A 26249-nucleotide genomic window follows, 5' to 3' on the forward strand; every position below is an offset into this window, starting at 1 on the left:
TTAGTATTTTACCCCTATAAGCTTTAGCAAAATGACTTAAAGTTTTGGAATTTTTTAAAAAGGTAAAAGTTAAAAAAGGCTTTTTAATAGTATAAAATTTTTCATAAAATTTAGCTCTAAGATCAATGACTAATTCATTTTCTAAAAATTTATCGAGTTCATCAGAAAAACTATCTTTGTAATATTTTTCTATATTAAATTCTTTAATTTTCTCTCCTTGTTTTAATTTGTAATAAGGTATTAAATCTTTTGCTAAAATAGGACCAAAAAGATTAGAAAATATCAAAACATTCTCATCTATGTATTTTCTTGAATTCTCGCTTAAATTTTCATAGTCTAAATGATCAAAAGCAACTCCATTATATCTTTGAATAGCTTTGTTTGTTTCTTTTGTTAAAATATCATGAGTTAATTCTTCTATTTCACTTGCATCTTTTATACCAAAAAATTTTTCAAGTTCAACTTCATTGCATTGATTTATATGATTTTTATATTTTGTAAGTACCTCAAGTCTTTTACTATATAAATTACTAAAAACAAAAGAGTTTTTATTTATATAATCTTGCGTATTTATTTTATTTTTGCTTTCGCTAGGTGAAAATAAAATTTTCATAATCAATCCTTTATTTTTTTAAAAATTATATAAAATTATTTAAAACACTTGACATTAATTTAAAATTACATTATAATTCAACTTTATTTTTTGCTGGTTTAGCTCAGTTGGTAGAGCAGCTGCCTTGTAAGCAGCAGGTCGGGGGTTCAAGTCCCTTAACCAGCTCCATTGTTGATAGCAGTGTTTGACCAGAAATAAAAAGCATTTTTATCATGGTGAGTTACTCAAGTGGCCAACGAGGGCAGACTGTAAATCTGCTGGCTTTCGCCTTCCGTGGTTCGAATCCACGACTCACCACCATTGCTTTGCGGGAGTAGCTCAGTTGGCTAGAGCATCAGCCTTCCAAGCTGAGGGTCGCGGGTTCGAGTCCCGTTTCCCGCTCCAACCTAATTTTGGTAGAGTGAAACTGGGAGCTGTTTTTAAATTCAGAATTTCTAGCAGTTTCAATTTCCAAAATTTTATAATTTATGTTTTTAATTTTTCTGAGCGCTCGTATGGCTCAGAGGTAGAGCACTCCCTTGGTAAGGGAGAGGTCGCGGGTTCAAGTCCCGCTATGAGCTCCATTGATTTCAAAAGATTATAAAACATAAATTAGTATTTGTTTGTAAATTTTATATGGAGGAAAAAGATGGCTAAAGAAAAATTTTCACGTAATAAGCCTCACGTAAATATTGGTACTATTGGTCACGTTGACCACGGTAAAACTACTTTAACAGCTGCTATCTCTGCTGTTCTTTCAAGAAGAGGTTTGGCTGAGCTTAAAGATTATGATAATATCGACAATGCTCCTGAAGAAAAAGAGCGTGGTATTACTATTGCAACTTCTCATATTGAGTATGAAACAGAAAATCGTCACTATGCTCACGTAGACTGCCCAGGTCACGCTGACTATGTTAAAAATATGATTACTGGTGCTGCTCAAATGGACGGTGCTATTCTTGTTGTTTCTGCTGCAGATGGTCCAATGCCACAAACTAGAGAGCACATCTTACTTTCTCGCCAAGTAGGTGTACCATATATCGTTGTTTTCATGAATAAAGCTGATATGGTTGATGATGCTGAATTATTAGAATTAGTTGAAATGGAAATTAGAGAACTATTAAGTTCTTATGACTTCCCAGGAGATGATACTCCAATTATTTCAGGTTCTGCTTTACAAGCTCTTGAAGAAGCAAAAGCCGGACAAGATGGTGAATGGTCTAAAAAAATCCTAGATCTTATGGCAGCAGTTGATGAGTATATTCCAACTCCAGCTCGTGATACAGATAAAGATTTCTTAATGCCAATCGAAGACGTATTCTCAATTTCAGGTCGTGGTACAGTTGTTACTGGTAGAATTGAAAAAGGTGTTGTTAAAGTTGGTGATACTATTGAAATCGTTGGTATTAGAGAAACACAAAGCACTACAGTAACTGGTGTTGAAATGTTTAGAAAAGAAATGGATCAAGGTGAAGCAGGTGATAATGTAGGTGTTCTTCTACGTGGTACTAAAAAAGAAGATGTTCTTCGTGGTATGGTTCTTGCTAAGCCAAAATCAATTACTCCACATACTGACTTTGAAGCAGAAGTTTATATTTTAAATAAAGATGAAGGTGGTCGTCATACTCCATTCTTTAATAACTATAGACCACAGTTCTATGTAAGAACAACGGATGTTACTGGTTCTATCCAACTTGCAGAAGGCGTTGAAATGGTTATGCCAGGTGAAAATGTTAGAATTACTGTAAGTCTTATTGCACCAGTTGCACTTGAAGAAGGTACTCGTTTTGCTATCCGTGAAGGTGGCCGTACTGTTGGTTCAGGTGTTGTATCTAAAATTATTAAATAATCATAAGCGAGATTTTATCTCGCTTTTTTTAAGGAATAAAAATGAGAATTAAAGTTGGCTTGAAATGTGAAGAGTGCGGTGATATTAATTACAGTACTTTTAAAAATAGTAAAAATACAACTGAAAAATTAGAATTAAAAAAATATTGCCCAAGATTAAAAAAACATACAGTTCATAAAGAAGTTAAATTAAAAAGTTAAGGCTTTTATATAAAAGCCCTTAGGGCAATAGCTCCAACGGTAGAGCGCCGGATTCCAAATCCGATGGTTGGGGGTTCGAATCCCTCTTGCCCTGCCACAAAATAAGGTTAAATATGGAAAAACTAATAACTTATTTTAAATTGTCAAAAGCTGAATTATCAAAAGTTATTTGGCCTTTGAAAGAGCAAGTTAGAAATGCTTATATTACTGTTTTTGTAGTTGTTACTGTTGTTTCATTATTTTTAGCATTGGTTGACTTGATTATGTCATTTTCATTATCTAAGATTATAGGATAAAATAATGAATCATAAATGGTATGCAATTCAAACTTATGCAGGTAGTGAAATGGCTGTAAAAAGAGCCATAGAAAATTTAGTTAGAGATCATGGAATTCAAGAGCAATTGCTAGAAGTAATTGTTCCAACTGAAGATGTGATTGAATTTAAAAATGGTAAAGAAAAAATAAGCGAAAGAAGTTTGTATTCAGGCTATGTATTTGCCAATATTGACTTATCAACAGAACTTTGGCATAAAATTCAATCTTTGCCAAAAGTTGGTCGTTTTATAGGGGAAAGTAAAAAACCAACCCCATTGAGTGAAAAAGATATCAATCTTATTTTAGAAAAGGTGAAAAATAAAGCAGCACCTAAACCTAAAATTTCATTTGATAAAGAAGAAAGTGTAAGAATAACCGAAGGTCCTTTTGCAAACTTTGTTGGTATTGTAGAAGAATATGATATGGTTAGAGGAGTTTTAAAGCTAAATGTTTCAATATTTGGCAGATCAACTCCAGTAGAGATCTTATACTCTCAAGTTGAAAAAATAGTTTGATAATATAGCAAGTAAAGGAGTAAGGTTATGGCTAAAAAAGTCGTAGGAGAAATAAAATTACAAATAGCTGCTACTAAGGCTAATCCATCACCTCCAGTTGGTCCTGCTTTGGGTCAACAAGGTGTTAATATTATGGAATTTTGTAAGGCATTTAATGAAAGAACAAAAGATATGGCTGGCTTTAATATTCCAGTTGTTATTACTGTTTATGCAGATAAAAGCTTTACATTTATCACAAAACAACCACCAGCTACTGATTTAATCAAAAAAGCTGCAGGTATTTCTAAAGGTGCGGATAATCCTTTGAAAAATAAAGTAGGTAAATTAACCAAAGCACAAGTTTTAGAAATTGTTGATAAAAAAATAGCTGATATGAACACAAAAGATAGAGAGCAAGCTGCTAAGATTATTATGGGTTCTGCTCGTTCTATGGGTGTTGAAATCGTAGATTAATACTCTTTACCGCCAAGAGTTTAAAAAGGCGGTAGCACTTTATATAAAATGCGGAGAAAAATTAATGTCAAAAAATACTAAAAGATTTACAGAATTATTAAAAAAAATAGATTCAAATAAAAATTACTTAATGGATGAAGCAATAAGCACAGTTAAAACTCTTGCATCTGCTAAATTTGATGAAACAGTTGAAATTGCTTTAAAATTAAATGTTGATCCAAGACATGCAGATCAGATGGTAAGAGGTAGTGTAGTTTTACCTTGTGGTACAGGTAAAAAAGTGCGTGTTGCTGTTATAGCAAAAGATGCAAAAGCTGATGAGGCAAAAAATGCAGGTGCTGATATAGTTGGTAGTGATGATTTAGTAGAAGAAATTCAAAAAGGAAATATGAATTTTGATGTTTTAATTGCTACTCCAAATTTGATGGGTTTAGTTGGTAAAGTAGGTCGTATTTTAGGACCTAAAGGTTTAATGCCAAATCCTAAGACAGGTACTGTGACAATGGATGTTGCACAAGCTGTGAATAATGCTAAAAATGGTCAAGTTAACTTCCGTGTTGATAAGCAAGGAAATATCCATGCAGGTTTAGGTAAAGTTAGCTTTACTCAAGAACAATTAAAAGAAAATATGACAGCATTTGTAAAAGCTATTAATAAACACAAGCCAGCTGCTGCAAAAGGAAGATATATTAAAAATGCTAGTCTTTCTTTAACTATGAGTCCTTCTCTTTCTCTTGATACTCAAGAATTACTTGATACAAAATAAAATTAATGAGAGTTTTACTCTCATTAATAAAAATTAGATAAGATAATAACTTTTATTTTATCTAATTTTTATCTTAGATTGGAGATAGCCGAGGTCCTAGGACTTAATTAGATTTTTCTGCTCTGCTTGAAATCACCGGTCGGAAAGGAGTAAAGATGACTAAAAGCCAAAAAGTTGAACTTGTTTCTAAACTTGAAGAAGGTTTTAAAGTTAGTGAGGCTGTTGTAGTTTGTAACTATAAGGGTTTAAATACTAAAAAACTTGAAGAGTTAAGAAATAATGCGAGAGAAATGGATGTTAAAGTTCAAATTATTAAAAATACTTTAGCAAGTATTGCTCTTAAAAATGCCGGCAAAGATGGAATGGAACTTAAAGATACTAATATTTATCTTTGGGGTGAAGACCAATTAAATGTTTCAAAAGTTGCTGATAAATTTAGCGAAGCTAATCAAGCATTTGAGATCAAAACTGCATTTATCGAAGGCGAAGTTGCTTCTGTAGATAAAGTTAAAGCTTTAGCTAAAATGCCTTCTCGTAATGAATTACTTGCTATGCTTTTGCAAGTTTGGAATGCACCAATCACCAATTTTACAATTGGATTAAATGCATTAAAAGAAAAAAAAGAAGCTGAATAAAATTATAAAAAGGATAAAAAATGGCAATTACTAAAGAAGATGTATTAGAATTTATTTCTAACCTAAGTGTTCTTGAGCTTTCAGAATTAGTAAAAGAATTTGAAGAAAAATTTGGTGTTTCTGCTGCTCCAGTTATGGTTGCGGGTGCTGCTGTTGCGGGTGCTGCTGGCGGTGCTGCTGAAGAAAAAACTGAATTTGATATTGTATTACAAGATGGTGGCGATAAAAAAATTAATGTAATTAAAGTTGTTCGTGCTTTAACTGGTCTTGGATTAAAAGAAGCAAAAGATGCAGTTGAGCAAACTCCATCAGTTCTTAAAGAAGGTGTTAGTAAAGCTGAAGCTGAAGAAGCTAAAAAACAACTTGAAGAAGCTGGCGCTAAGGTTGAACTTAAATAATTTTTTATTTTTAAAAGAAAGGATTTTATATCCTTTCTTGTTTTCCTTTAATAAGGATTCTTTCTTTCAATACTTTTACCATGGGGTATAATAATATGTTAAATTCACAATCAGGAAATCGTTTAAGAATAGACTTCTCGAATGTTCCACAACAAATAGACATTCCAAATTTATTACAATTACAAAAAAAGAGTTTTGATTATTTTTTAAATTTAGATGCAAAAAATTCAGAAAGTGGAATTGAAAAAGTTTTCAAATCTATCTTTCCAATCCATGATCCGCAAAATAGATTAAGTTTAGAATATGTAAGTAGTGAAGTAGGTAAACCTAAATACACCATTAGAGAGTGCATGGAAAGAGGTTTAACTTATTCTGTAAATTTGAAAATGAAAATCCGTTTAACTTTACATGAAAAAGATGAAAAAACGGGTGAAAAAATCGGTATAAAAGATATCAAAGAACAAGAAATTTATATTAGAGAAATTCCTTTAATGACAGATAGAATTTCTTTTATAATTAATGGGGTTGAAAGAGTTGTTGTAAATCAACTTCATAGAAGTCCAGGTGTTATTTTTAAAGAAGAAGAAAGTTCTACTGTTGCAAATAAGTTAGTATATACAGCTCAAATTATACCAGATCGTGGTTCTTGGCTTTATTTTGAGTATGATGCAAAAGATGTGCTTTATGTGCGTATTAATAAAAGAAGGAAAGTGCCTATTACTATTTTATTTAGAGCACTTGGTTATAAAAAGCAAGATATTATAAAATTATTTTACCCTATACAAACTATTCATGTTAAAAAAGATAAATTTTTAACTGAATTTAATCCAAATGACTTTTTAGATAGAGTCGAATATGACTTAAAAGATGAAAAAGGCAATGTTGTACACCAAGCCGGTAAAAGAATGACAAAGAAAAAAGCTGAGCAACTTATAAAAGACGGTGTTAAATGGGTTGAATATCCAATTGAAATTTTAACAAATAGATATTTAGCTAACCCTATTATTAATAAAGAAACCGGTGAGGTTTTGTTTGATTCTTTAACGCTATTAGATGAGGGAAAATTAGCTAAAATTAAAGAAGAAAAACAATTTGATATTGCAAATGACTTAGCAAATGGAGTTGATGCTGCTATTATTAATTCTTTCATTCAAGATAATGAGACTTTAAAATTATTAAAACAAACTGAAAATATAGAAGATGAAAATGATTTAGCAGCTATTAGAATTTATAAAGTAATGAGACCAGGCGAGCCTGTAGTAAAAGATGCTGCAAAAGCTTTTGTAAATGATTTATTTTTTAATCCTGAAAGATATGATCTGACAAAAGTTGGTCGTATGAAAATGAATCATAAACTAGGATTAGATACACCTGAATATGTTACAGTTTTAACAAATGAAGATATAGTAAAAACTGCAAAATATTTAATTAAAGTAAAAAATGGTAGAGGCCATATTGATGATAGAGATCATTTAGGCAATCGTCGTATTAGATCGATTGGAGAGCTTTTAGCTAATGAACTTCATGTGGGTCTTGCTAAAATGCAAAAATCAATCAGAGATAAATTTACCGCATTAAATGCAGATATTGATAAAGTAATGCCTTATGACTTGATCAATCCTAAAACAATTACTGTGACAATTATGGAATTTTTTACCGGTGGTCAATTGTCTCAATTTATGGATCAAACAAATCCATTAAGCGAGGTAACTCATAAGCGTCGTTTATCTGCGCTTGGCGAGGGTGGTTTAGTAAAAGAAAGAGCGGGTTTTGAAGTGCGTGATGTCCATGCAACGCATTATGGAAGAATTTGCCCTGTTGAAACTCCAGAAGGTCAAAATATCGGTTTGATTAATACGCTTTCAACTTATGCTAAAGTAAATGATCTAGGTTTTGTTGAAGCACCTTATAAGAAAGTAGAAAATGGAAAAGTAAGCAATGAAATTGTTTATTTAACCGCTACTCAAGAAGAAGGTTTAGTGATCGCAGCTGCTTCAACTAAAATTGATGAAAAAGGTAATATTGTTGAAGAATTTGTTGAAGCAAGACAAGATGGTGAAACAATCTTAGCAAGAAGAGAAGAAGTGCATTTGATTGATCTTTGTTCAGGTATGATAGTAGGGGTCGCAGCTTCTTTGATTCCATTTTTGGAGCATGATGATGCAAACAGAGCCCTGATGGGTTCAAACATGCAGCGTCAAGCGGTGCCTTTACTAACCGCACAAGCACCTATAGTAGGTACTGGTATGGAAAAAATCATTGCACGTGATGCTTGGGAAGCTATTAAAGCTAAAAGAGCAGGTATTGTAGAAAAAGTTGATAATAAAAATATTTTTATTTTGGGTGAAGATGAAAATGGACCATTTATTGATCATTATAAAATGGAAAAAAATCTAAGAACTAACCAAAATACAACTTTTATTCAACACCCGATTGTGAAAAAAGGCGAATTTATTCAAGCAGGTCAAATTATTGCAGATGGTCCAAGTATGGATCAAGGAGAGCTTGCTATTGGTAAAAATGCTTTGATCGCATTTATGCCATGGCATGGATATAATTATGAAGATGCTATTGTAATTAGTGAGAAAATTTTACGCGAAGATACTTTCACTAGTGTTCATATTTATGAAAAGGAAGTAGAGGCTAGAGAACTTAAAGATGGCGTTGAAGAGATTACAAAAGATATTCCGAATGTTAAAGAGGAAGATTTAGCACATCTTGATGAGAGTGGTATTGCGAAAATAGGAACTCATATAAAGCCTGGTATGATTTTGGTAGGTAAAGTTTCACCTAAAGGTGAGGTAAAACCTACACCTGAAGAAAGATTACTAAGAGCTATTTTTGGTGAAAAAGCAGGACATGTTGTAAATAAATCTTTATATGCAACTGCTTCATTGGAAGGTGTTGTTGTAGATGTAAAAATATTTACTAAAAAAGGTTATGAAAAAGATGCTCGTGCTGTAAAAGCCTATGATGATGAAAAATTAAATCTTGAAAAAGAACATCACGATAGACTTTTGATGATGGACAGAGAAGAAACTTTAAGAGTATGTTCTTTGCTTTCTAAATCACCTTTAAATTCAGACGAAGAAATAAATGGTGTTAAATATAAAAAAGGTTCCAAGGTAGAAATTACCGAGTTGGAAAAAATTAATCGTTTTGCATTAAATTCTTTAGTTAAAGCTTATTCTAAAGAAGTACAAAAAGAATATGATGATTTAAAAAATCACTTCCAAAACGAGAAGAAAAAGCTTAAAACAGAGCATGATGAAAAATTAGAAATTTTAGAAAAAGATGATATTTTACCAAGTGGAGTGGTAAAACTTGTTAAAGTATATATTGCGACTAAGAGAAAATTAAAAGTTGGGGATAAAATGGCGGGACGCCATGGAAATAAAGGTATTGTATCTAATATCGTTCCAGAAGTTGATATGCCTTATTTACCTGATGGAAGACCTATTGATATAGCTTTAAATCCTCTAGGGGTTCCAAGTCGTATGAATATAGGACAAATTCTTGAAAGTCACTTAGGGATTGTTGGTATGAGACTAGGTGATCAAATTCAAGAAATTTTTGATAGAAAACAAAAAGATTTTGTAAAAGAATTACGCGAAAAAATTCTTGAAATTTGTAGTGTATCTAGACTTGAGCTAGAAAAGAAATTTGTACAAACTTTAAATGATGAGCAACTTATTTCTTATGCTAGAGATTGGGCTAAAGGGGTAAAATTTGCTACTCCTGTATTTGAAGGTGTAACGGTTGAAGAATTTGGTAAGCTTTTTGAAATGGCTAAAATAGCTATGGATGGAAAAAGCGAACTTTATGATGGAAGAACTGGTGAAAAAATGGCAGAGCGTGTGCATGTTGGATGTATGTATATGCTTAAATTACACCATTTAGTAGATGAAAAAGTTCACGCAAGAAGCACTGGACCTTATAGCTTAGTAACACAACAACCAGTTGGCGGTAAAGCATTATTTGGTGGGCAAAGATTTGGTGAGATGGAGGTTTGGGCTCTTGAAGCTTATGGAGCAGCTCATACTCTAAGAGAAATGTTAACCATAAAATCTGATGATGTTGAGGGTAGATTTAGTGCTTATAAAGCTTTAACAAAAGGCGAGAATGTTCCAGCAACAGGTATTCCAGAGACATTCTTTGTACTTACAAATGAATTAAAATCTCTTGCTTTAGATGTTGAGATTTTTGATAAGGATGAGAATAATGAGTAAATTTAAACCTATCGAAATAAAAGAAGATGGCAGACCTAGAGACTTTGAAGCTTTTCAATTAAGACTTGCAAGTCCTGAAAAAATCAAATCATGGTCTTATGGGGAAGTAAAAAAACCAGAAACAATTAATTATAGAACTTTAAAGCCTGAAAGAGATGGGCTTTTTTGTGCTAAAATTTTTGGACCAGTAAGAGATTATGAGTGTCTTTGTGGTAAGTATAAAAAAATGCGTTTTAAGGGCATTAAGTGTGAAAAATGTGGTGTTGAAGTTACTAGTTCTAAAGTGCGTCGTTCAAGAATGGGGCATATTGAGCTAGTTACCCCAGTAGCACATATATGGTATGTGAACTCTTTACCAAGTCGTATCGGTACTTTACTCGGCGTAAAGATGAAAGACTTAGAACGTGTATTATATTATGAAGCATATATAGTAGAAAATCCAGGTGATGCGTACTATGATAATGAAAATACTAAAAAAGTTGAATTTTGTGATGTGTTAAATGAAGAGCAGTATTTAAATTTAATGCAACGCTATGAAAGTAGTGGATTTAAAGCTAGAATGGGTGGTGAAGTTGTTAGAGATTTACTAGCAAATTTAGATCTTGTCGAGCTTTTAAATAAATTAAAAGAAGATATTGCAGCAACTAATTCAGAAGCAAAGAAAAAAACTATCATCAAACGCTTAAAAGTGGTAGAAAATTTCTTAAACAGTAATTTAAATAGCAATACAAATATTGATGAAGTAGTACCAAATCGTCCCGAGTGGATGATGATCACAAATTTACCTGTATTGCCACCTGATTTAAGACCTTTGGTAGCTTTAGATGGTGGAAAATTTGCAGTTTCTGATGTGAATGATTTATATAGAAGGGTTATCAATAGAAATACGCGTTTAAAAAGACTTATGGAGCTTGATGCACCTGAAATTATCATTAGAAATGAAAAAAGAATGCTACAAGAAGCAGTTGATGCTTTGTTTGATAATGGCAGAAGAGCAAATGCAGTTAAAGGTGCAAATAAGCGTCCATTGAAATCTTTAAGTGAAATTATCAAAGGTAAACAAGGTCGTTTTAGACAAAATCTACTTGGTAAAAGGGTGGATTTCTCAGGTCGTAGTGTTATTGTTGTTGGACCAAAACTTAGAATGGATCAATGCGGTTTACCTAAAAAAATGGCTTTAGAATTATTTAAACCACATTTGTTAGCTAAGCTTGAAGAAAAAGGTTATGCAACTACCGTAAAACAAGCTAAAAAAATGATAGAAAACAAAACTAATGAGGTTTGGGAGTGCTTAGAAGAGGTTGTTAAAGGTCATCCTGTAATGCTTAACCGTGCTCCAACCTTGCATAAGCTTTCCATCCAAGCTTTCCATCCTGTGCTTGTAGAGGGTAAAGCGATTCAACTTCATCCATTAGTGTGTGCGGCATTTAATGCTGACTTTGACGGGGACCAAATGGCTGTGCATGTGCCTTTATCTCAAGAGGCAATAGCTGAGTGCAAAGTATTAATGCTTTCATCTATGAATATCTTGCTTCCAGCAAGTGGTCGTTCTGTAACTGTACCTTCTCAAGATATGGTTTTGGGGATTTATTATCTATCTTTAGAAAAAGATGGTGCTAAAGGTGAGCATAAAATTTGCACAGGTATTGAAGAGGTTATGATTGCTCTAGAAGCAAAATCTTTAGATATTCATGCAAGCATTAGAAGTGTGGTTGATGGAAGAAAAATCACAACAACCGCGGGTAGATTGATTATTAAGTCTATCTTACCTGATTTTGTTCCTGAAAATATGTGGAATAAAGTCATGAAGAAAAAAGATATTGCAGCTTTGGTTGATTATGTTTATAAAGAAGGTGGCCTTGAAGTAAGTGCTAGCTTTTTAGATAAACTAAAAGATCTTGGTTTTGAATATGCAACAAAAGCAGGTATTTCTATTTCAATTGCTGATATTATTGTGCCTGATCAAAAGCAAAAAAGCATAGAAGAAGCTAAAAAACAAGTAAGAGAAATTCAAAATTCATACAATTTAGGTTTGATTACTTCGGGTGAAAGATATAATAAGATTATTGATATTTGGAAAAGCACTAATAATATCTTGTCAAAAGATATGATGGAGTTAATTAAAAAAGATAAAGAAGGATTTAACTCTATTTATATGATGGCAGATTCTGGTGCTAGAGGTTCAGCAGCTCAAATTTCACAGCTTGCTGCGATGAGGGGTCTTATGGCAAAACCTGATGGCTCAATTATTGAAACGCCGATTATTTCAAATTTCCGTGAAGGACTTAATGTTCTTGAATATTTTATTTCAACTCATGGTGCTAGAAAAGGTCTCGCAGATACAGCATTAAAAACAGCAAATGCAGGTTATTTAACAAGAAAGCTTATCGATGTGGCGCAAAATGTAAAAGTTACAATGGATGATTGTGGTGCACATGAGGGTGTTGAAATTAATGAAATCACAGCAGATGGTGTTGTGATTGAAACCTTAGAGGAAAGAATTTTAGGAAGAGTTTTAGCTGAAAATATTATTGATTCTATTACTAATGAAATTTTATTTTCAGAAGGTACTTTAATAGATGAAGAAAAAGCTAGAGTAATTGTTGAAAGTGGTGTAAAGAGTGTAAGTATTAGAACTCCTATTACTTGTAAAGCTAAAAAAGGAGTTTGTTCTAAATGTTATGGTATTAACCTAGGTGAGGGCAAATTAGTTAAGCCAGGTGAAGCTGTAGGTATTATATCTGCTCAATCAATCGGTGAGCCAGGAACTCAGCTTACACTAAGAACTTTCCATAGTGGTGGTACTGCTAGTACAGATTTACAAGATCGTCAAGTAGTAGCACATAAAGAAGGTTTTGTAAGATTTTATAATCTTAACACTTATGAAGATAGACAAGGTAAAACTATCGTTGCAAATCATCGCAATGCTGCTATTTTACTTGTTGAGCCAAAAATCAAAGCTCCATTTAAAGGAACTATCCATATTGAACATGCGTATGAAGATGTGGTGGTTAGTGTTAAAGCAAAAAACAATGAAGCTAAATTTATATTAAGAAAATATGATTTAGCAAAAGCTAATGAGCTTGCCGGTGTAAGTGGTAATATCGAAGGTAAGTTGTATATTCCATATAGCGATGGTGTTGAAGTAGCTGAAAATGAAAGTATTGTTGAAGTGATCAAAGAAGGTTGGAATATACCAAATCGTATTCCTTATGCAAGTGAATTGCTAGTAAAAGATGGTGATCCTATCACTCAAGATATTATAGCAGGTGCAAAAGGCACATTAAAATTTTACATGCTCAAAGGCGATGGTTTAGATAGGATTAAAAATCTTAAAACAGGTGATGTAGTTAAAGAAAAAGGTGTTTTTGTTGTTATTGCTGATGAAAATGATAGAGAAGCAAAAAGACATTATATACCAAGAGAATCCGTGATTGAATTTGATGATAGTGCTTTTGTGGATAATCCTAAAGCTATCATAGCAAAATCAAGCAAAGAAGATAAAACTATCATTGCTGAATGGGATGCATATAATAACACCGTAATTGCAGAGGTTGCAGGTACTATAAATTTTGAAGATATTGAATCAGGTTATAGTGCTGATGAACAAATTGATGAAGCAACAGGTAAAAGATCGCTTGTTATTAATGAGTATTTACCAAGTGGAGTGCGTCCAGCGTTGTTAATCATAGGTGAAAATGACAAAGTAGTGCGTTATCAATTAGAGCCAAAAACTGTTATTTACGTAAATGATGGTGATAAGGTGAAGCAAGCTGATATTTTAGCTAAAACACCAAAGGCAGCAGCTAAATCAAAAGATATTACCGGGGGTCTTCCAAGAGTATCTGAATTATTTGAAGCAAGAAAGCCAAAAAATACTGCCGTTGTAGCTGAAATTGATGGAGTTGTTAGATTTGATAAGCCTTTAAGATCAAAAGAAAGAATCATTATTCAAGCAGAAGATGGAAGTAGCGCAGAGTATTTGATAGATAAATCAAAACGTATTCAAGTAAGAGATGGCGAGTTTATCCATGCGGGTGAAAAATTAACCGATGGAGTTATTTCAAGCCATGATGTACTTAGAATTTTAGGTGAAAAAGCATTACATTATTATCTTATTTCTGAAATTCAGCAAGTTTATCGCGGTCAAGGTGTTGTGATTTCTGATAAGCATATTGAAATCATCGTATCACAAATGCTAAGACAAGTTAAAATTGTAGATAGTGGTCATACTAACTTCATCGTGGGTGATTTAGTTTCAAGAAGAAAATTCAGAGAAGAAAATGAAAGAATTTTAAGATATGGTGGTGAGCCTGCTGTGGCTGAGCCTGTGTTACTTGGGGTAACAAGAGCGGCTATTGGAAGTGATAGCGTGATTTCAGCTGCTTCTTTCCAAGAAACAACGAAAGTTTTAACAGAAGCAAGTATTGCAGGTAAATTTGATTATCTTGAAGATCTAAAAGAAAATGTAATCTTAGGTCGTATGATTCCTGTTGGAACGGGATTATATCAAGAACAAAAACTTAAATTAAAAGAAAAAGAATAAAAATCCCTAATTAGGGATTTTTATTGATATATATTTTCTAATTCCGGGAAATATAATTTTAAATCTTGTTCTATTTTGTATTTTTCTTCTAGTAAAATTTTTTGATTTTTTTCTTTAAAATTTGCATTTGAGTAAAATATATGATATGAAATACTAATTGCAGCTATAATTTTTTCATCGTATTCAATTCCTATGGCCATACACTCAATTTCTGGGTTCATTTCCCCACTTTCTAATGCTATTTTATTTTTTTTGATAGAAGATAATTCTTCGTAAAGCTCTTTTAGATTATTTAATGTATTTGGTGTTATTTTCTCAAAAGGATTTGGATAAATTTTTTCAAGCTCTTTATAGGTTTTCTTTTCTAGTAATGCTTTTCCTAAAGATGTAGCGTAAGCTGGATATGAAGCACCGACAAAAGACTTGATTTGTATTTGATTATCCGAATCAAGTTTTTCTAAATAAAATACATTTCCTTCTTTTAATATTCCCATTTGGCATGTTTGTCCTGTTAAGTTTCTGATGTTTTTCATATGTTTTTTAATTAATTCTAATGCGCTATTTTTTATTGAAATGCAACGGCTAATTTCTAAAATTTTATAATCTAATGTGTAAAATTTATTTTTATCACATTTAATGTAATTTTTAGCTTGTAAAGTTTGAAGTATAGGAGAAAGTGTCCCTGGAGGGATATTTAAATCTTTTGCAATAGAGCTTAGTGTATTTTTTTGATTATTATTGCCCAATAATTCTAAAATTTTTAAAACTCTTAATGTTGGTTGATGTGTCATTTTACTCCTTTTTCAATAGATAAATTCTATCATATTTTTTACTTTTAGTAACATTTTTAATAATATAAAAAATATTTTCTATTAGCAGTTTTTGCTTTAGATGATTGATTATAACTACTTTTATAAGACTTTTGTATTGTTTTTTTATCATTTTGATGTTTTTAAAAATTTCTATTTTTAGCTATATTTTTTGTATATAAAAATATTTTTGTATATACAAAAAATGAAAGGAAAAAATATGGGAATATTAAAGGGAACTTTACCAGCCTTATTAACTCCATATGATATGAGTGGAAATATTAATGAAAACGAATTTATTAAATATTGCGAATTTGGTATCTCAAAAGGTTTAAATGGATTATTTTGTAATGGTAGTGCAGGAGATTCTCAAGCTTTAGGTATAGAAGAGCAAGTCAAAATAATGAAACTTACAAAAGAAGCTGCAAAAAATAATATCCCTGTTATTACAGGTATTGCATCAACAGTTTATCAAAATACTTTTACTTTGGCACAAAAAGCATATGAATTAGGGCTTGATGCTTTATTACTTGCTATGCCTTATTATTATAAATTAAGTGAAGATGCACTTTTTGAATATATTAAAGATTTATCTTCTAAAGTGAAGCTTCCTTTGTATATTTATAACATCCCTCTTTTTGCACCAGCACTAAGTTTGAAATTTATAGAAAGAGTTTCAAAGCTTGATAATGTTGTGGGTATAAAAGATAGCAGTGGAGATGCTTTACTTTTAAATCATATATTAGATGTAGTGCCTGGTGATTTTGATGTTTTTGTAGGAAGAGAAGAATTTTATGCAGGAGCACTACTGATAGGGGCAAAGGGTTCTATGACTAGTATAGGTGGTGTTTTTCCAGAACTTATGAGTGAAATTTATAAATCAATCAATGAAAAAAATATAGATAGAGCTTTGCTGATTCAAAAAAGTTTACTAAAAGCTATAAGATTTGGTATGAGCATGGCTTTTCCTATGGGATTTGCTTTGCTTTTAAAAGCTAGAGGATTTGAATTTGCAAATACAAGTATCCATCCTTTATCACATGTTACAAAAGAAGAATTAAATACTCGTTTTAATGAAGCTAAAGAACTTGTTAAAACTATAGAAAAAGAAACGGGTATAAAATTATGAAAGCCTATATTATAGTCAATGAAAAAGATAATGTCGCTACTGCTTTGCGTGATTTTAAAAAAGGTGAAATCGTGGAAAATATAGAACTTTTAGATGATATTGCAAGTGGACATAAATTTGCACTAAAAGATATAAAAAAAGATGAAGTTGTCATCAAATATGCAGAAGCTATAGCTAGTGCAAGTTGTGATATTAATAAAGGTGAATGGGTGCATATTCACAATAGTGCAGGTATTAGAGGTCGTGGGGATAAGGAATAAATATGAAAAAGATAATGGGTTATAGAAGAGAAGATGGAAAATTTGGCTTGAGAAATAAAGTCATTATTATACCAAGCGTGCATTGCGCTAATAAGGTGTGCGAAAATATAGCCAGAAAATGCAATGGGGCAGTATATATCAATCATCAACATGGCTGTTCTCAACTCGAATTTGATGCTTTACAAACTAGAGATGTTTTAATAGGCCATGGGAGTAATGCTAATGTTTTTGGTATTTTAATTGTAGGACTTGGTTGTGAGGTAATACAAGCGAAAATAGTAGCTGAAAAAATAAAAGAAGCGACACCTTATAAGATGGTTGAATATTTAGTAATACAAGAGTGCGGTGGTAGTAAAAATACCATAGAAAAGGGTGTTAAAATAGTAAATCAAATGCTTGAAAATGCTGCAAAATTGGAAAAAACAGATGGGGATTTTAGTGATTTGATTTTAGGCACAGAATGTGGTGGTAGCGATAGTTATAGCGGTCTTAGTGCCAATCCTGCTTTAGGAAGTTTAAGTGATTTTGTAATTGATGAAGGTGGTGCAGTAATTTTAGCAGAAACTACAGAGCTTATAGGGTGTGAAGCCATACTTGCTAAGAGAGCAAAAAATGATGAAGTAGCTAAAAAGGTATATGATAAGATTTTAGGCTATGAGAATTTAGTTAAATCTTTTCATGCTGATATACGCGGAGCAAATCCTAGTCCGGGAAATATTGCAGGTGGGCTTAGCACTATAGAAGAAAAGTCTTTAGGTTGTGTTTATAAAGCAGGTACTAGAACTTTAATGGATGTGATTGATTATGCTAAACCTGTAATTTCCAAAGGACTTACTTTTATGAATACGCCAGGTAATGATATAGAACAACTTAGCGCTATGGTGGCAGGTGGAGCAAATATTTGTGTTTTTACTACAGGTCGTGGTACTCCTACAGGTTCAGCTATTGTGCCTACTATTAAAATGAGTTCTAATACTTTTTGTTATGAAAATATGAATGATGCTATTGATATTAATGCAGGAAGTATTATAGATGGGATTAAGACAAAAGAAGAAGTGCGTGATGAGCTTATAGATTTGATCATAAGAATTTCAAATGGAGAATTGGTAAAGGCAGAGTTAAATGAACAAAATGATTTTTCAGTTTGGAGACTTGCTACAACTTGCTAAATTAATAAAAAAGGATATATTATGGATTTAAAAATTAAAAACAAAATTTGTATCATCACAGGTGGTGCTAAAGGGATTGGTTATGGTATTGCTAAATTATGGGCTTTAGAAGGTGGGATTCCAATTATTTTTTCAAGAAGTGAAATTTCTAAAGAAAAAGATGATGAGCTAAAAGACATTTGTGGAAATTATGGATTTTATCAAATAGATTTAAAAAATACAGAACAAATTTCAACACTTGTTAAAAGTGTTGTTAATATATATGGTGGAATTTATGCTTTGGTTAATAATGCTGGAGCAAATGATAATTTACATATAGAAGATGCTACAACTGAAGAATTAATTAAATCTTATGAAAATAATCTTTTTCATTATTATACTATGACTAAAGAATGCTTACCATATATTAAAAAGCAACAAGGAAGTATATTAAATATCACAAGTAAAACCGGCTTAACAGGACAAGGTAGAACTTCAGCTTATGCTTCAGCAAAAGCTGCTCAAATAGGTTTTACAAGAGAATGGGCTTGCGCTTTTGCAAAAGATAATATTAGAGTTAATGCTATAGCACCGGCTGAAGTTATGACTCCTCTTTATGAAAAATGGTTGTCAAATTTTCCAAATCCAAAAGCTCAATATGAAAAAATAGCAAAATGCATACCATTAGGTCATCGTTTTACAACTATAGAAGAAATAGCAAACACAGCAGTTTTTACACTAAGTCCTCTTGCTTCACACACAACAGGACAAATTTTAACTCCTGATGGTGGATATATCCATTTGGATAGAGCTCTAAATTGGGATGAAATTTAATAATAAGGAGGATATATGTTAAATAACTCTAAAAATATAAAAATAGCAATTATTTTAGTAACTTCTCTTTTCTTTTTATGGGGAGTTAGTTATGGGCTGATTGATGTTATGAATAAGAATTTTCAAAATCATTTACATATCACTCAACATGAAAGTGGATTTTTGCAACTCGCTTATTTTGGTGCTTATTTTATCATAGCATTACCTGCTGGATATATAGCAAATAAATACTCTTATAAAATTGGTATTATTTTTGGGTTAATCTTGTATGCAATAGGTTGTTTATTGATTATTCCAGCTACAAATTTAGCTAATTTTTACTTATTTTTATTTGCTTTTTTTATTTTAGCTTGCGGTATTGGTTCTTTGGAAACTAGTGCTAATCCTTATATGGTAAAACTTGGTGATGAGAAAAATGCTAGTTTTAGAATCAATGCTGCGCAAAGTTTTAATGGTTTGGGTCAATTTTTAGGACCTATCATAGGTGGAGCTTTGTTTTTATCTATTACAAAACAAGAAGAAGGTGCAAGTAAAGAACAAATAGAAGCTGCATTGCTTGCTAATATGGGTAATGTCCAGTTAGTGTATGTTGGTATTGCAGCAATTGTTATTTTGATCTTGATTGCTTTTGCATTGAATAAAATTCCAGAAGGATCGGCAGTAAGTAGTGATTATGAACAAAAAGATACCTCAAAACCTATTGGAGTTTTTAAGCATAAACATTTTAATTTTGGATTGCTAGCACAATTTTTGTATATAGCAAATCAAGTTAGTGCAGGAGCTTTTTTTATAAATTATCTTAGTGAGCATAATGAAAATCTAAAAGATGAACAAGGGGCTTATTATTTTTCGATAGCTTTAATTGCTTTTATGTTAGGTCGTATTCTTTCTACGCCTTTGATGAAGAAAATTAAAGGTGAGACTATTTTAGGATGGTATTCTTTTATTAATGTGATTTTATGTGTATGCTTGTATTTTGCTAGCGGATTTATTAGTATAGTTATTTTAATTGCATTATTTTTCTTTATGTCCATTTCTTTTCCTACTATTTTTGCAGTTGCAACAAAAAATCTTCCTTTTAATCAAGTGAAATTAGGTGGTTCTTTACTTGTTATGAGTATAGTTGGTGGTGCTATTATGCCTATTATCATGGGTTTAATTAATGATTATTTTGGAACAAGCATGGGATATTTGGCTATGGCCCCATTATTTTTATATGTATCATGGTATGGTTTTTTTGGTTCTAAAATAAAGGCTTAAAAATGCAAAAAATTTTTGATTCTCATTTGCATCTTTGGGATTTAAGTAAAATGCCTATTTCGTGGATAAAAGGCAATAATAGATTGGAACAAAATTATGATTTTTTAAGGGCAAAAAATGAGTATAAAGAATTTGATTTTTTAGGTGCGATGTATGTTGAAACGAATAGTGATGATTTGGAAAAAGAAGCTTTATTTGCATTAAAGCAAAAACAAGAACATGGTATTTTTATTTGTTTAGCTGATTTAAAGTACAAAGAACACTTATGTGCTTTTAGAGAGGTAATGCATACTAGTAAAAAGGGTGCTAAGAGACTATTTGAAGCAGATTTTAAAGAAAAATTAGAACTTCTAAATGTTTTTAATATACCTTTTGAAGCTTGCATGAAAAATGAAGAACTTTGGATATTGGAAAAGTTTTTATTTGATAATCCTAATTTAAAAGTAGTTTTAAATCATATGGGCAGTCCTAAAATTAACTATTTTGATGAATATAAAAAAATATTACATAAATTAAAAGATTTCCCAAATTTATGGATAAAAATTTCCGTACCAGATGATTTTACGATAAAAATTCATAGAGATTTTATATCTCAATGTTTTTCATTTTTAAAGAATGTTTTTAGCGAAGATAAATTTATATTTGGTAGTAATTATCCTGTGGCAAAAATAGCTCCAGCTAAATGGGCTAAATTTATCATAGAAGGAAATATTTTTAAAGATTTGGACAAGATATTTTATAAAAATGCTTTATCAATTTATAAGGAGGATAGGTGCAAAGATATGGTCAAATTATAAAAATTAAAAAGGAAAAAATACAAGAGTATAAAGATCTTCATGCAAAGCCTTATAAAGGTGTTTGTGAGATGATTAAAGAATGTAATATACAAAATTATTCTATTTATTTATTTGGAGAATATTTGTTTGCATATTTTGAATATACAGGTGTTGATTTTGATGCAGATATGGCTAAGATGGCAAAAGATAAAAATACACAACAATGGTGGAAAGTTACAGATCCCTGCCAAATATCTTTAGCTCATGCAGGACAAAAGTGGCTAAATATGGAGGAAGTATTTCATTTAGATTAAAAAAGGAGAAAAAATGACAACTTATTTAAATTATATTGATGGCGAATTTATCCCACACAATGGCGAATTTATAGAAGTTTTAAATCCCGCTACCAAAGAAGTAATATCAAGAGTAGCAAGTGCTTCTTTAGAAGATACACAAAGAGCAATTGAAGCAGCTAAAAAGGCACAAAAAAATTGGGAAGCTAAACCAGCGATTGAAAGAGCAAATCATTTAAGAGAAATAGCTAGTTTAATACGCAAAAATGCTAATTTTTTAACAGAAATTTTAATGCAAGAGCAAGGAAAAACTAGAGCTTTAGCTAGTGTAGAGATTAATTTTACGGCAGATTATATGGATTATACCGCTGAATGGGCTAGAAGGTATGAAGGCGAAATTATACAAAGTGATAGAGCTAATGAGCATATATATTTATATAAAAGTGCCATTGGTGTAATTGGTGGAATTTTACCTTGGAATTTTCCATTTTTTCTAATCGCAAGAAAGATGGCACCTGCTTTACTAACAGGCAACACCATTGTTATAAAACCAAGCAGTGAAACTCCAAATAATGCTTTTGAATTTGCAAAGCTTGTTTCGCAAAGTTCTTTACCAAAAGGTGTATTTAATTTAGTTGCAGGTAAGGGTAGTGTGGTAGGACATGAATTATCAAGTAATGAAAACATAGGTATGGTAAGTCTTACAGGGAGTGTTGAAGCAGGAACTAGAGTGATGGAAGCTGCAGCTAAAAATATCATTAAGGTTTCTCTAGAACTTGGCGGAAAGGCACCGGCTATAGTGTGTAAAGATGCAGATATTGATTTAGCGGTAGAAGCGATTAAGGCAAGTAGAATTTGCAATAACGGACAAGTTTGCAATTGTGCCGAAAGAGCTTATGTGCATACAAGTGTTTATGATGAATTTGTAGATAAATTTGTAAAAGCCATGAGTAAAGTAAGTGTTGGAAACACTTTGAAAGGCGATTTTGATATGGGTCCGCTTGTCAATCAAGCAGGGGTTGATAATGCTTTAGCAATGCTTGAGAGAGCTACGAATAAAGGAGCAGTTGTAGAATGCGGTGGAAAAATCACCGATACAAGCGGATATTATTTTCCTGCAAGCGTTCTTACAAATGTTAAGCATGAAGATGAGATCATGCAAAAAGAAATTTTTGCTCCGATTTTACCAATTACTAAATTTGATACACTTGATGAGGCAATTGATATGGCAAATGATTGTGAATATGGACTGACAAGTTCTATTTATACGCAAAATTTAGATATAGCAATGAGAGCTAGTAGAGAAATAAAATTTGGTGAAACTTATATTAACCGTGAAAATTTTGAAGCAATGCAAGGATTTCATGCAGGTTTTAGAAAAAGTGGCATAGGTGGAGCTGATGGAAAACATGGTCTTGAAGAGTATTTAGCTACCCATGTGGTTTATTTACAATACAATACCAACAAACAATGATTTCAATCCTATCTATTTTTTTAGATAGGATTTGCTGTAATCTTTAAATTTAAAGGATAATAATTTGAAGATTATAGATTTAAAAACTTACTCAAGAAAAGAACATTTTGAATTTTATACTAAATTTCCCTGCTCTTTTGAATTAAATGTTAAATTAGATATTAGTAAATTTTATTCTTTTGTTAAAAATCAAAAATATTCTTTTTATGGTAGTTTTATCTATTTTTTAAGTAAAAATGTTAATTTAATACCTGAATTTAAATTATACTTAGAGGATGATAAATTAATTTGTTTTGATATTATCCATCCAAGTTATACCGCTTTTTGTGAAAAATCAAAGACTTTTTGTGTTTTATGGACTGAATTTAATGAAGATTTTCAAAACTTTTTACATAATTTCGAGCAAGATAAACAATTCATTAAAGAAAACACTATGTTTGTAAAAGAGAATATTAAAAATTCTTTTAATATTTCAGCAATCCCTTGGATAAATTTTTGAGAATTTCTCTTTACATTTACCTAAAAAAGAAAATTATTTTTTTCCTATTCTTACAAGTGGGAAAATTATCAAGGAAAAAATCAATGTTTTATTCCACTAAGTATTAATGTAAATCACGCAAACGCCGATGCTTATCATGTGAGTTTGTTTTTAGAAAATTTGCAAAAAGATTTAAATTGTTTTTAGTTTATATTTTTGTAAGTAAAATTTAGATATTATCCAAAGTTTATTACATTTTTTAAAGAAAGGAATTATTGTGCCTACCATAAATCAATTGGTTAGAAAAGAGCGCAAAAAAGTTTTAGAGAAATCTAAATCTCCAGCGCTTAAAAATTGTCCACAAAGAAGGGGAGTTTGCACTAGGGTTTATACAACAACCCCTAAAAAACCAAACTCAGCGTTAAGAAAAGTTGCCAAAGTAAGACTTACAAGTGGCTTTGAAGTTATTAGTTATATCGGTGGTGAAGGTCATAACCTACAAGAACACAGCATTGTTTTAGTGCGTGGTGGTAGGGTAAAAGACTTACCAGGTGTTAAGTATCACATTGTTCGCGGTGCCTTAGATACTGCAGGTGTTGCAAAAAGAACCGTTTCTCGTTCTAAATATGGTGCGAAACGCCCTAAAGCAGCAGCTAAGTAATAAAATTGCAGACAAATCCGTTAGATTTGATTTTGTTTGAGTAAAATTATAAATTTGAAGGAAAATTATGAGAAGAAGAAAAGCTCCGGTAAGAGAAGTCTTGCCAGATCCGATTTATGGAAACAAAGTAATCACAAAATTCATTAATTCTTTAATGTATGATGGTAAAAAAAGCACAGCTACGACTATTATGTATGGTGCTTTAGAAGCTATCGATAAAAAAGGTGGAGAAAAAAAAGGTATAGAAATTTTTAATGATGCTATTGAAAATATTAAGCCTTTATTAGAAGTTAAATCTCGTCGTGTTGGTGGTGCTACTTATCAAGTGCCAGTAGAAGTACGCCCAGCTAGACAACAAGCTTTAGCTATAAGATGGATTATTTCTTTTGCTAGAAAAAGAAGCGAAAGAACTATGATAGAAAAATTAGCAGCAGAATTATTAGATGCAGCTAATAGCAAAGGTGCTTCATTCAAGAAGAAAGAAGATACTTATAAAATGGCAGAAGCTAATAAAGCATTTGCTCATTATCGCTGGTAAGAGGAGTAAAATATGTCAAGAAGTACTCCTTTAAAAAGAGTTAGAAATATAGGTATCGCAGCTCATATTGATGCAGGTAAAACAACTACTAGTGAGAGAATTCTTTTCTTTACAGGTATGAGCCATAAAATTGGTGAGGTGCATGATGGTGCAGCTACAATGGACTGGATGGAGCAAGAAAAAGAAAGAGGTATCACAATTACTTCTGCTGCTACAACTTGTTTTTGGAAAAACCATCAAATTAACCTTATAGACACTCCAGGCCACGTTGACTTTACAATCGAAGTTGAAAGATCAATGCGTGTTTTAGATGGTGCAGTTGCGGTGTTTTGTTCAGTAGGTGGAGTTCAACCACAATCAGAAACCGTATGGAGACAAGCTAATAAATACGGTGTTCCAAGAATTGTTTTTGTAAATAAAATGGACAGAATTGGTGCAAATTTCTTTAATGTTGAAGAACAAATCAAAAATCGTTTGAAAGGTAACCCAGTTCCACTTCAAATTCCAATCGGTGCTGAAGATAATTTCAAAGGTGTAATTGATCTTATTACCATGAAAGCTTTGGTATGGGAAGATGAAAATAAACCAACTGATTATGTAGAAAAAGAAATTCCAGCTGAACTTAAAGAAAAGGCTGAAGAATATCGCACAAAAATGATAGAAGCAGTTTCTGAAACAAGTGATGAATTAATGGAAAAATACCTAGGTGGCGAAGAGCTTACTCAAGAAGAAATCAAAGCAGGTATTAAAGCAGGATGTTTAAGTCTTTCTATGGTTCCTATGCTTTGTGGTACAGCTTTTAAAAATAAAGGTGTTCAGCCATTACTTGATGCTGTTGTTGCTTATTTACCAGCTCCTGATGAAGTTGCTAATATTAAAGGTGAATATGAAGACGGTACGGAAGTTTCTGTAAAATCAACTGATGATGGTGAGTTTGCAGGCCTAGCATTTAAAATTATGACTGACCCTTTTGTTGGACAATTAACTTTCGTTCGTGTGTATAGAGGAAGTTTAGAAAGCGGTTCTTATGCATACAACTCAACAAAAGATAAAAAAGAAAGAATCGGTCGTCTTTTGAAAATGCACTCTAATAAAAGAGAAGAGATTAAAACTTTATATGCAGGAGAAATTGGAGCGGTTGTTGGACTTAAAGACACACTAACTGGTGATACTTTGGCAAGTGAAAAAGATAAGGTTATTTTAGAGAGAATGGATTTTCCAGATCCTGTTATTTCAGTTGCTGTTGAGCCTAAAACAAAAGCAGATCAAGAAAAAATGTCTATTGCTTTAAATAAATTAGCTCAAGAAGATCCAAGCTTTAGAGTTTCAACAGATGAAGAAAGTGGTCAAACTATCATTTCAGGTATGGGCGAACTTCACTTGGAAATTATCGTTGATAGAATGCTTCGTGAATTTAAAGTTGAAGCCGAAGTAGGTCAACCTCAAGTTGCTTACCGTGAAACTATTAGAAAAACAGTTGAACAAGAATACAAATACGCTAAACAATCAGGTGGTCGTGGACAATATGGTCATGTATTCTTAAGACTTGAGCCACTTGAACCAGGTAGTGGATATGAATTTGTAAATGATATCAAAGGTGGGGTAATTCCAAAAGAATATATTCCAGCAGTTGACAAAGGTGTTCAAGAGGCATTACAAAATGGTGTTTTAGCAGGATATCCTGTTGAAGATGTTAAGGTAACTGTTTATGATGGAAGTTACCACGAAGTGGATTCTTCTGAAATGGCATTTAAACTTGCAGCTTCTATGGGCTTTAAAGAAGGTGCTAGAAAAGCAGGTGCAGTAATCTTAGAACCTATGATGAAAGTTGAAGTTGAAACTCCAGAAGAATACATGGGTGATGTTATTGGTGATTTAAATAAACGCCGTGGTCAAGTAAATTCAATGGATGAAAGAGGTGGTAATAAAATTATTACAGCATTTTGTCCTTTGGCCGAGATGTTTGGTTACTCAACCGATCTTAGAAGTCAAACTCAAGGTCGTGCTACTTATTCTATGGAATTTGATCACTATGATGAAGTTCCAAAAAATGTTTCTGAAGAAATTATCAAAAAAAGAAATGGTTAATC

The 26249-nt window shown here is 31.9% G+C and carries 23 protein-coding genes, 5 tRNA genes and 1 pseudogene; 27 read left to right on the top strand and 2 right to left on the bottom strand.

The annotated features are described in order from the left end of the window. On the bottom strand, nucleotides 1–613 hold a 613-nt coding region (locus tag L8T82_RS06995), incomplete at its 3' end, for a YaaA family protein (RefSeq protein WP_263726189.1). A gap of 92 nt (nucleotides 614–705) precedes the next feature. Between L8T82_RS06995 and L8T82_RS07000 the strand changes: the two genes are divergently transcribed. From L8T82_RS07000 to rpoC, 15 genes are all read left to right on the top strand, one after another. After that, nucleotides 706–781 (top strand) — tRNA-Thr (locus L8T82_RS07000). Nucleotides 782–827: 46 nt separating this feature from the next. Beyond that, nucleotides 828–913, top strand: a tRNA-Tyr gene (locus tag L8T82_RS07005). 7 nt (nucleotides 914–920) lie between these two features. Beyond that, a tRNA-Gly gene (locus L8T82_RS07010) sits at nucleotides 921–997 on the top strand. A gap of 104 nt (nucleotides 998–1101) precedes the next feature. After that, nucleotides 1102–1176, top strand: a tRNA-Thr gene (locus tag L8T82_RS07015). A 65-nt stretch (nucleotides 1177–1241) separates the two neighbouring features. Beyond that, entirely contained in the window at nucleotides 1242–2441 is a 1200-nt protein-coding gene (tuf, locus tag L8T82_RS07020; protein WP_039617742.1) for an elongation factor Tu, read from the top strand. Nucleotides 2442–2482: 41 nt separating this feature from the next. Continuing rightward, complete coding sequence (rpmG, locus tag L8T82_RS07025) at nucleotides 2483–2641, top strand: 50S ribosomal protein L33 (RefSeq protein ID WP_039617743.1); 159 nt, start codon at nucleotides 2483–2485, stop codon at nucleotides 2639–2641. Between the two features lie 21 nt (nucleotides 2642–2662). After that, a tRNA-Trp gene (locus L8T82_RS07030) sits at nucleotides 2663–2738 on the top strand. Between the two features lie 16 nt (nucleotides 2739–2754). After that, nucleotides 2755–2937, top strand: a complete 183-nt coding sequence (gene secE / locus L8T82_RS07035) for a preprotein translocase subunit SecE (RefSeq protein ID WP_039617745.1) — start codon at nucleotides 2755–2757, stop codon at nucleotides 2935–2937. Between the two features lies 1 nt (nucleotide 2938). Then, nucleotides 2939–3472: a transcription termination/antitermination protein NusG gene (gene nusG / locus L8T82_RS07040; protein ID WP_087684660.1), complete on the top strand. Its 534-nt coding sequence runs from the start codon at nucleotides 2939–2941 to the stop codon at nucleotides 3470–3472. Nucleotides 3473–3499: 27 nt separating this feature from the next. After that, the gene (rplK, locus tag L8T82_RS07045) at nucleotides 3500–3925 is read left to right on the top strand and encodes a 50S ribosomal protein L11 (protein WP_012661181.1); all 426 of its coding nucleotides are present in this window, start codon (nucleotides 3500–3502) and stop codon (nucleotides 3923–3925) included. 64 nt (nucleotides 3926–3989) lie between these two features. Continuing rightward, nucleotides 3990–4691, top strand: coding sequence for a 50S ribosomal protein L1 (gene rplA / locus L8T82_RS07050; protein ID WP_039617747.1), 702 nt, complete (start codon nucleotides 3990–3992; stop codon nucleotides 4689–4691). A 155-nt stretch (nucleotides 4692–4846) separates the two neighbouring features. Next, nucleotides 4847–5326, top strand: a complete 480-nt coding sequence (gene rplJ / locus L8T82_RS07055) for a 50S ribosomal protein L10 (RefSeq protein WP_133319935.1) — start codon at nucleotides 4847–4849, stop codon at nucleotides 5324–5326. Between the two features lie 20 nt (nucleotides 5327–5346). Continuing rightward, nucleotides 5347–5724 (top strand): 50S ribosomal protein L7/L12, encoded by a 378-nt coding sequence (gene rplL, locus L8T82_RS07060; protein WP_012661184.1) that lies wholly within the window; start codon nucleotides 5347–5349, stop codon nucleotides 5722–5724. Nucleotides 5725–5819: 95 nt separating this feature from the next. Further along, nucleotides 5820–9953 carry a DNA-directed RNA polymerase subunit beta gene (rpoB, locus tag L8T82_RS07065; protein ID WP_220566613.1) on the top strand — a complete coding sequence of 1378 codons (4134 nt, stop codon included), beginning with the start codon at nucleotides 5820–5822 and terminating at the stop codon, nucleotides 9951–9953. Next, a complete protein-coding gene (gene rpoC / locus L8T82_RS07070) occupies nucleotides 9946–14499 on the top strand; it encodes a DNA-directed RNA polymerase subunit beta' (protein WP_263726190.1) in 4554 nt (1517 codons plus the stop codon). Before rpoB ends, rpoC begins: the two co-directional genes overlap by 8 nt. Nucleotides 14500–14519: 20 nt before the next feature. Here rpoC and L8T82_RS07075 read toward each other — a convergent pair whose 3' ends face one another. After that, nucleotides 14520–15290: an IclR family transcriptional regulator gene (locus L8T82_RS07075; RefSeq protein ID WP_263659895.1), complete on the bottom strand. Its 771-nt coding sequence runs from the start codon at nucleotides 15288–15290 to the stop codon at nucleotides 14520–14522. A gap of 238 nt (nucleotides 15291–15528) precedes the next feature. Between L8T82_RS07075 and L8T82_RS07080 the strand changes: the two genes are divergently transcribed. From L8T82_RS07080 to fusA, 12 genes and pseudogenes are all read left to right on the top strand, one after another. Beyond that, nucleotides 15529–16437: a dihydrodipicolinate synthase family protein gene (locus tag L8T82_RS07080; RefSeq protein WP_263726191.1), complete on the top strand. Its 909-nt coding sequence runs from the start codon at nucleotides 15529–15531 to the stop codon at nucleotides 16435–16437. Then, nucleotides 16434–16697 carry a UxaA family hydrolase gene (locus L8T82_RS07085; RefSeq protein WP_133319930.1) on the top strand — a complete coding sequence of 88 codons (264 nt, stop codon included), beginning with the start codon at nucleotides 16434–16436 and terminating at the stop codon, nucleotides 16695–16697. Before L8T82_RS07080 ends, L8T82_RS07085 begins: the two co-directional genes overlap by 4 nt. A 2-nt stretch (nucleotides 16698–16699) precedes the next feature. After that, nucleotides 16700–17866 carry a UxaA family hydrolase gene (locus L8T82_RS07090; protein WP_263726192.1) on the top strand — a complete coding sequence of 389 codons (1167 nt, stop codon included), beginning with the start codon at nucleotides 16700–16702 and terminating at the stop codon, nucleotides 17864–17866. 21 nt (nucleotides 17867–17887) lie between these two features. Then, entirely contained in the window at nucleotides 17888–18679 is a 792-nt protein-coding gene (locus L8T82_RS07095; protein ID WP_133319928.1) for an SDR family oxidoreductase, read from the top strand. Between the two features lie 15 nt (nucleotides 18680–18694). Next, nucleotides 18695–19939, top strand: coding sequence for an L-fucose:H+ symporter permease (gene fucP, locus L8T82_RS07100; RefSeq protein ID WP_133319927.1), 1245 nt, complete (start codon nucleotides 18695–18697; stop codon nucleotides 19937–19939). Between the two features lie 2 nt (nucleotides 19940–19941). After that, entirely contained in the window at nucleotides 19942–20736 is a 795-nt protein-coding gene (locus L8T82_RS07105) for an amidohydrolase family protein (RefSeq protein WP_263660792.1), read from the top strand. Then, nucleotides 20712–21029 (top strand): L-rhamnose mutarotase, encoded by a 318-nt coding sequence (locus tag L8T82_RS07110; RefSeq protein WP_133319925.1) that lies wholly within the window; start codon nucleotides 20712–20714, stop codon nucleotides 21027–21029. The genes L8T82_RS07105 and L8T82_RS07110 overlap by 25 nt, the downstream gene beginning before the upstream one ends. A gap of 13 nt (nucleotides 21030–21042) precedes the next feature. After that, nucleotides 21043–22482: an aldehyde dehydrogenase gene (aldA, locus tag L8T82_RS07115; protein WP_263660793.1), complete on the top strand. Its 1440-nt coding sequence runs from the start codon at nucleotides 21043–21045 to the stop codon at nucleotides 22480–22482. A gap of 64 nt (nucleotides 22483–22546) precedes the next feature. Beyond that, nucleotides 22547–23167 (top strand): annotated as a pseudogene (locus L8T82_RS07120) (CatA-like O-acetyltransferase). Between the two features lie 70 nt (nucleotides 23168–23237). After that, complete coding sequence (rpsL, locus tag L8T82_RS07125; protein ID WP_012661187.1) at nucleotides 23238–23621, top strand: 30S ribosomal protein S12; 384 nt, start codon at nucleotides 23238–23240, stop codon at nucleotides 23619–23621. 67 nt (nucleotides 23622–23688) lie between these two features. Continuing rightward, nucleotides 23689–24159: a 30S ribosomal protein S7 gene (gene rpsG, locus L8T82_RS07130; RefSeq protein ID WP_012661188.1), complete on the top strand. Its 471-nt coding sequence runs from the start codon at nucleotides 23689–23691 to the stop codon at nucleotides 24157–24159. Nucleotides 24160–24171: 12 nt separating this feature from the next. Further along, nucleotides 24172–26247: an elongation factor G gene (gene fusA / locus L8T82_RS07135; RefSeq protein WP_039617755.1), complete on the top strand. Its 2076-nt coding sequence runs from the start codon at nucleotides 24172–24174 to the stop codon at nucleotides 26245–26247. Nucleotides 26248–26249: the final 2 nt, after the last annotated feature.

This window comes from Campylobacter sp. IFREMER_LSEM_CL292 (genome assembly GCF_025771615.1).
Lineage (GTDB): Bacteria > Campylobacterota > Campylobacteria > Campylobacterales > Campylobacteraceae > Campylobacter_D > Campylobacter_D lari_D.

Bases quoted from the DNA above. Each gene is read 5' to 3' on its own strand.
- tuf (WP_039617742.1), top strand. From the start codon at position 1,242: ATGGCTAAAGAAAAATTTTCACGTAATAAGCCTCACGTAAATATTGGT.
- rpmG (WP_039617743.1), top strand. From the start codon at position 2,483: ATGAGAATTAAAGTTGGCTTGAAATGTGAAGAGTGCGGTGATATTAAT.
- secE (WP_039617745.1), top strand. From the start codon at position 2,755: ATGGAAAAACTAATAACTTATTTTAAATTGTCAAAAGCTGAATTATCA.
- rplK (WP_012661181.1), top strand. From the start codon at position 3,500: ATGGCTAAAAAAGTCGTAGGAGAAATAAAATTACAAATAGCTGCTACT.
- rplA (WP_039617747.1), top strand. From the start codon at position 3,990: ATGTCAAAAAATACTAAAAGATTTACAGAATTATTAAAAAAAATAGAT.
- rplJ (WP_133319935.1), top strand. From the start codon at position 4,847: ATGACTAAAAGCCAAAAAGTTGAACTTGTTTCTAAACTTGAAGAAGGT.
- rplL (WP_012661184.1), top strand. From the start codon at position 5,347: ATGGCAATTACTAAAGAAGATGTATTAGAATTTATTTCTAACCTAAGT.
- rpoB (WP_220566613.1), top strand. From the start codon at position 5,820: ATGTTAAATTCACAATCAGGAAATCGTTTAAGAATAGACTTCTCGAAT.
- rpoC (WP_263726190.1), top strand. From the start codon at position 9,946: ATGAGTAAATTTAAACCTATCGAAATAAAAGAAGATGGCAGACCTAGA.
- L8T82_RS07075 (WP_263659895.1), bottom strand. From the start codon at position 15,290: ATGACACATCAACCAACATTAAGAGTTTTAAAAATTTTAGAATTATTG.
- L8T82_RS07080 (WP_263726191.1), top strand. From the start codon at position 15,529: ATGGGAATATTAAAGGGAACTTTACCAGCCTTATTAACTCCATATGAT.
- L8T82_RS07085 (WP_133319930.1), top strand. From the start codon at position 16,434: ATGAAAGCCTATATTATAGTCAATGAAAAAGATAATGTCGCTACTGCT.
- L8T82_RS07090 (WP_263726192.1), top strand. From the start codon at position 16,700: ATGAAAAAGATAATGGGTTATAGAAGAGAAGATGGAAAATTTGGCTTG.
- L8T82_RS07095 (WP_133319928.1), top strand. From the start codon at position 17,888: ATGGATTTAAAAATTAAAAACAAAATTTGTATCATCACAGGTGGTGCT.
- fucP (WP_133319927.1), top strand. From the start codon at position 18,695: ATGTTAAATAACTCTAAAAATATAAAAATAGCAATTATTTTAGTAACT.
- L8T82_RS07105 (WP_263660792.1), top strand. From the start codon at position 19,942: ATGCAAAAAATTTTTGATTCTCATTTGCATCTTTGGGATTTAAGTAAA.
- aldA (WP_263660793.1), top strand. From the start codon at position 21,043: ATGACAACTTATTTAAATTATATTGATGGCGAATTTATCCCACACAAT.
- rpsG (WP_012661188.1), top strand. From the start codon at position 23,689: ATGAGAAGAAGAAAAGCTCCGGTAAGAGAAGTCTTGCCAGATCCGATT.
- fusA (WP_039617755.1), top strand. From the start codon at position 24,172: ATGTCAAGAAGTACTCCTTTAAAAAGAGTTAGAAATATAGGTATCGCA.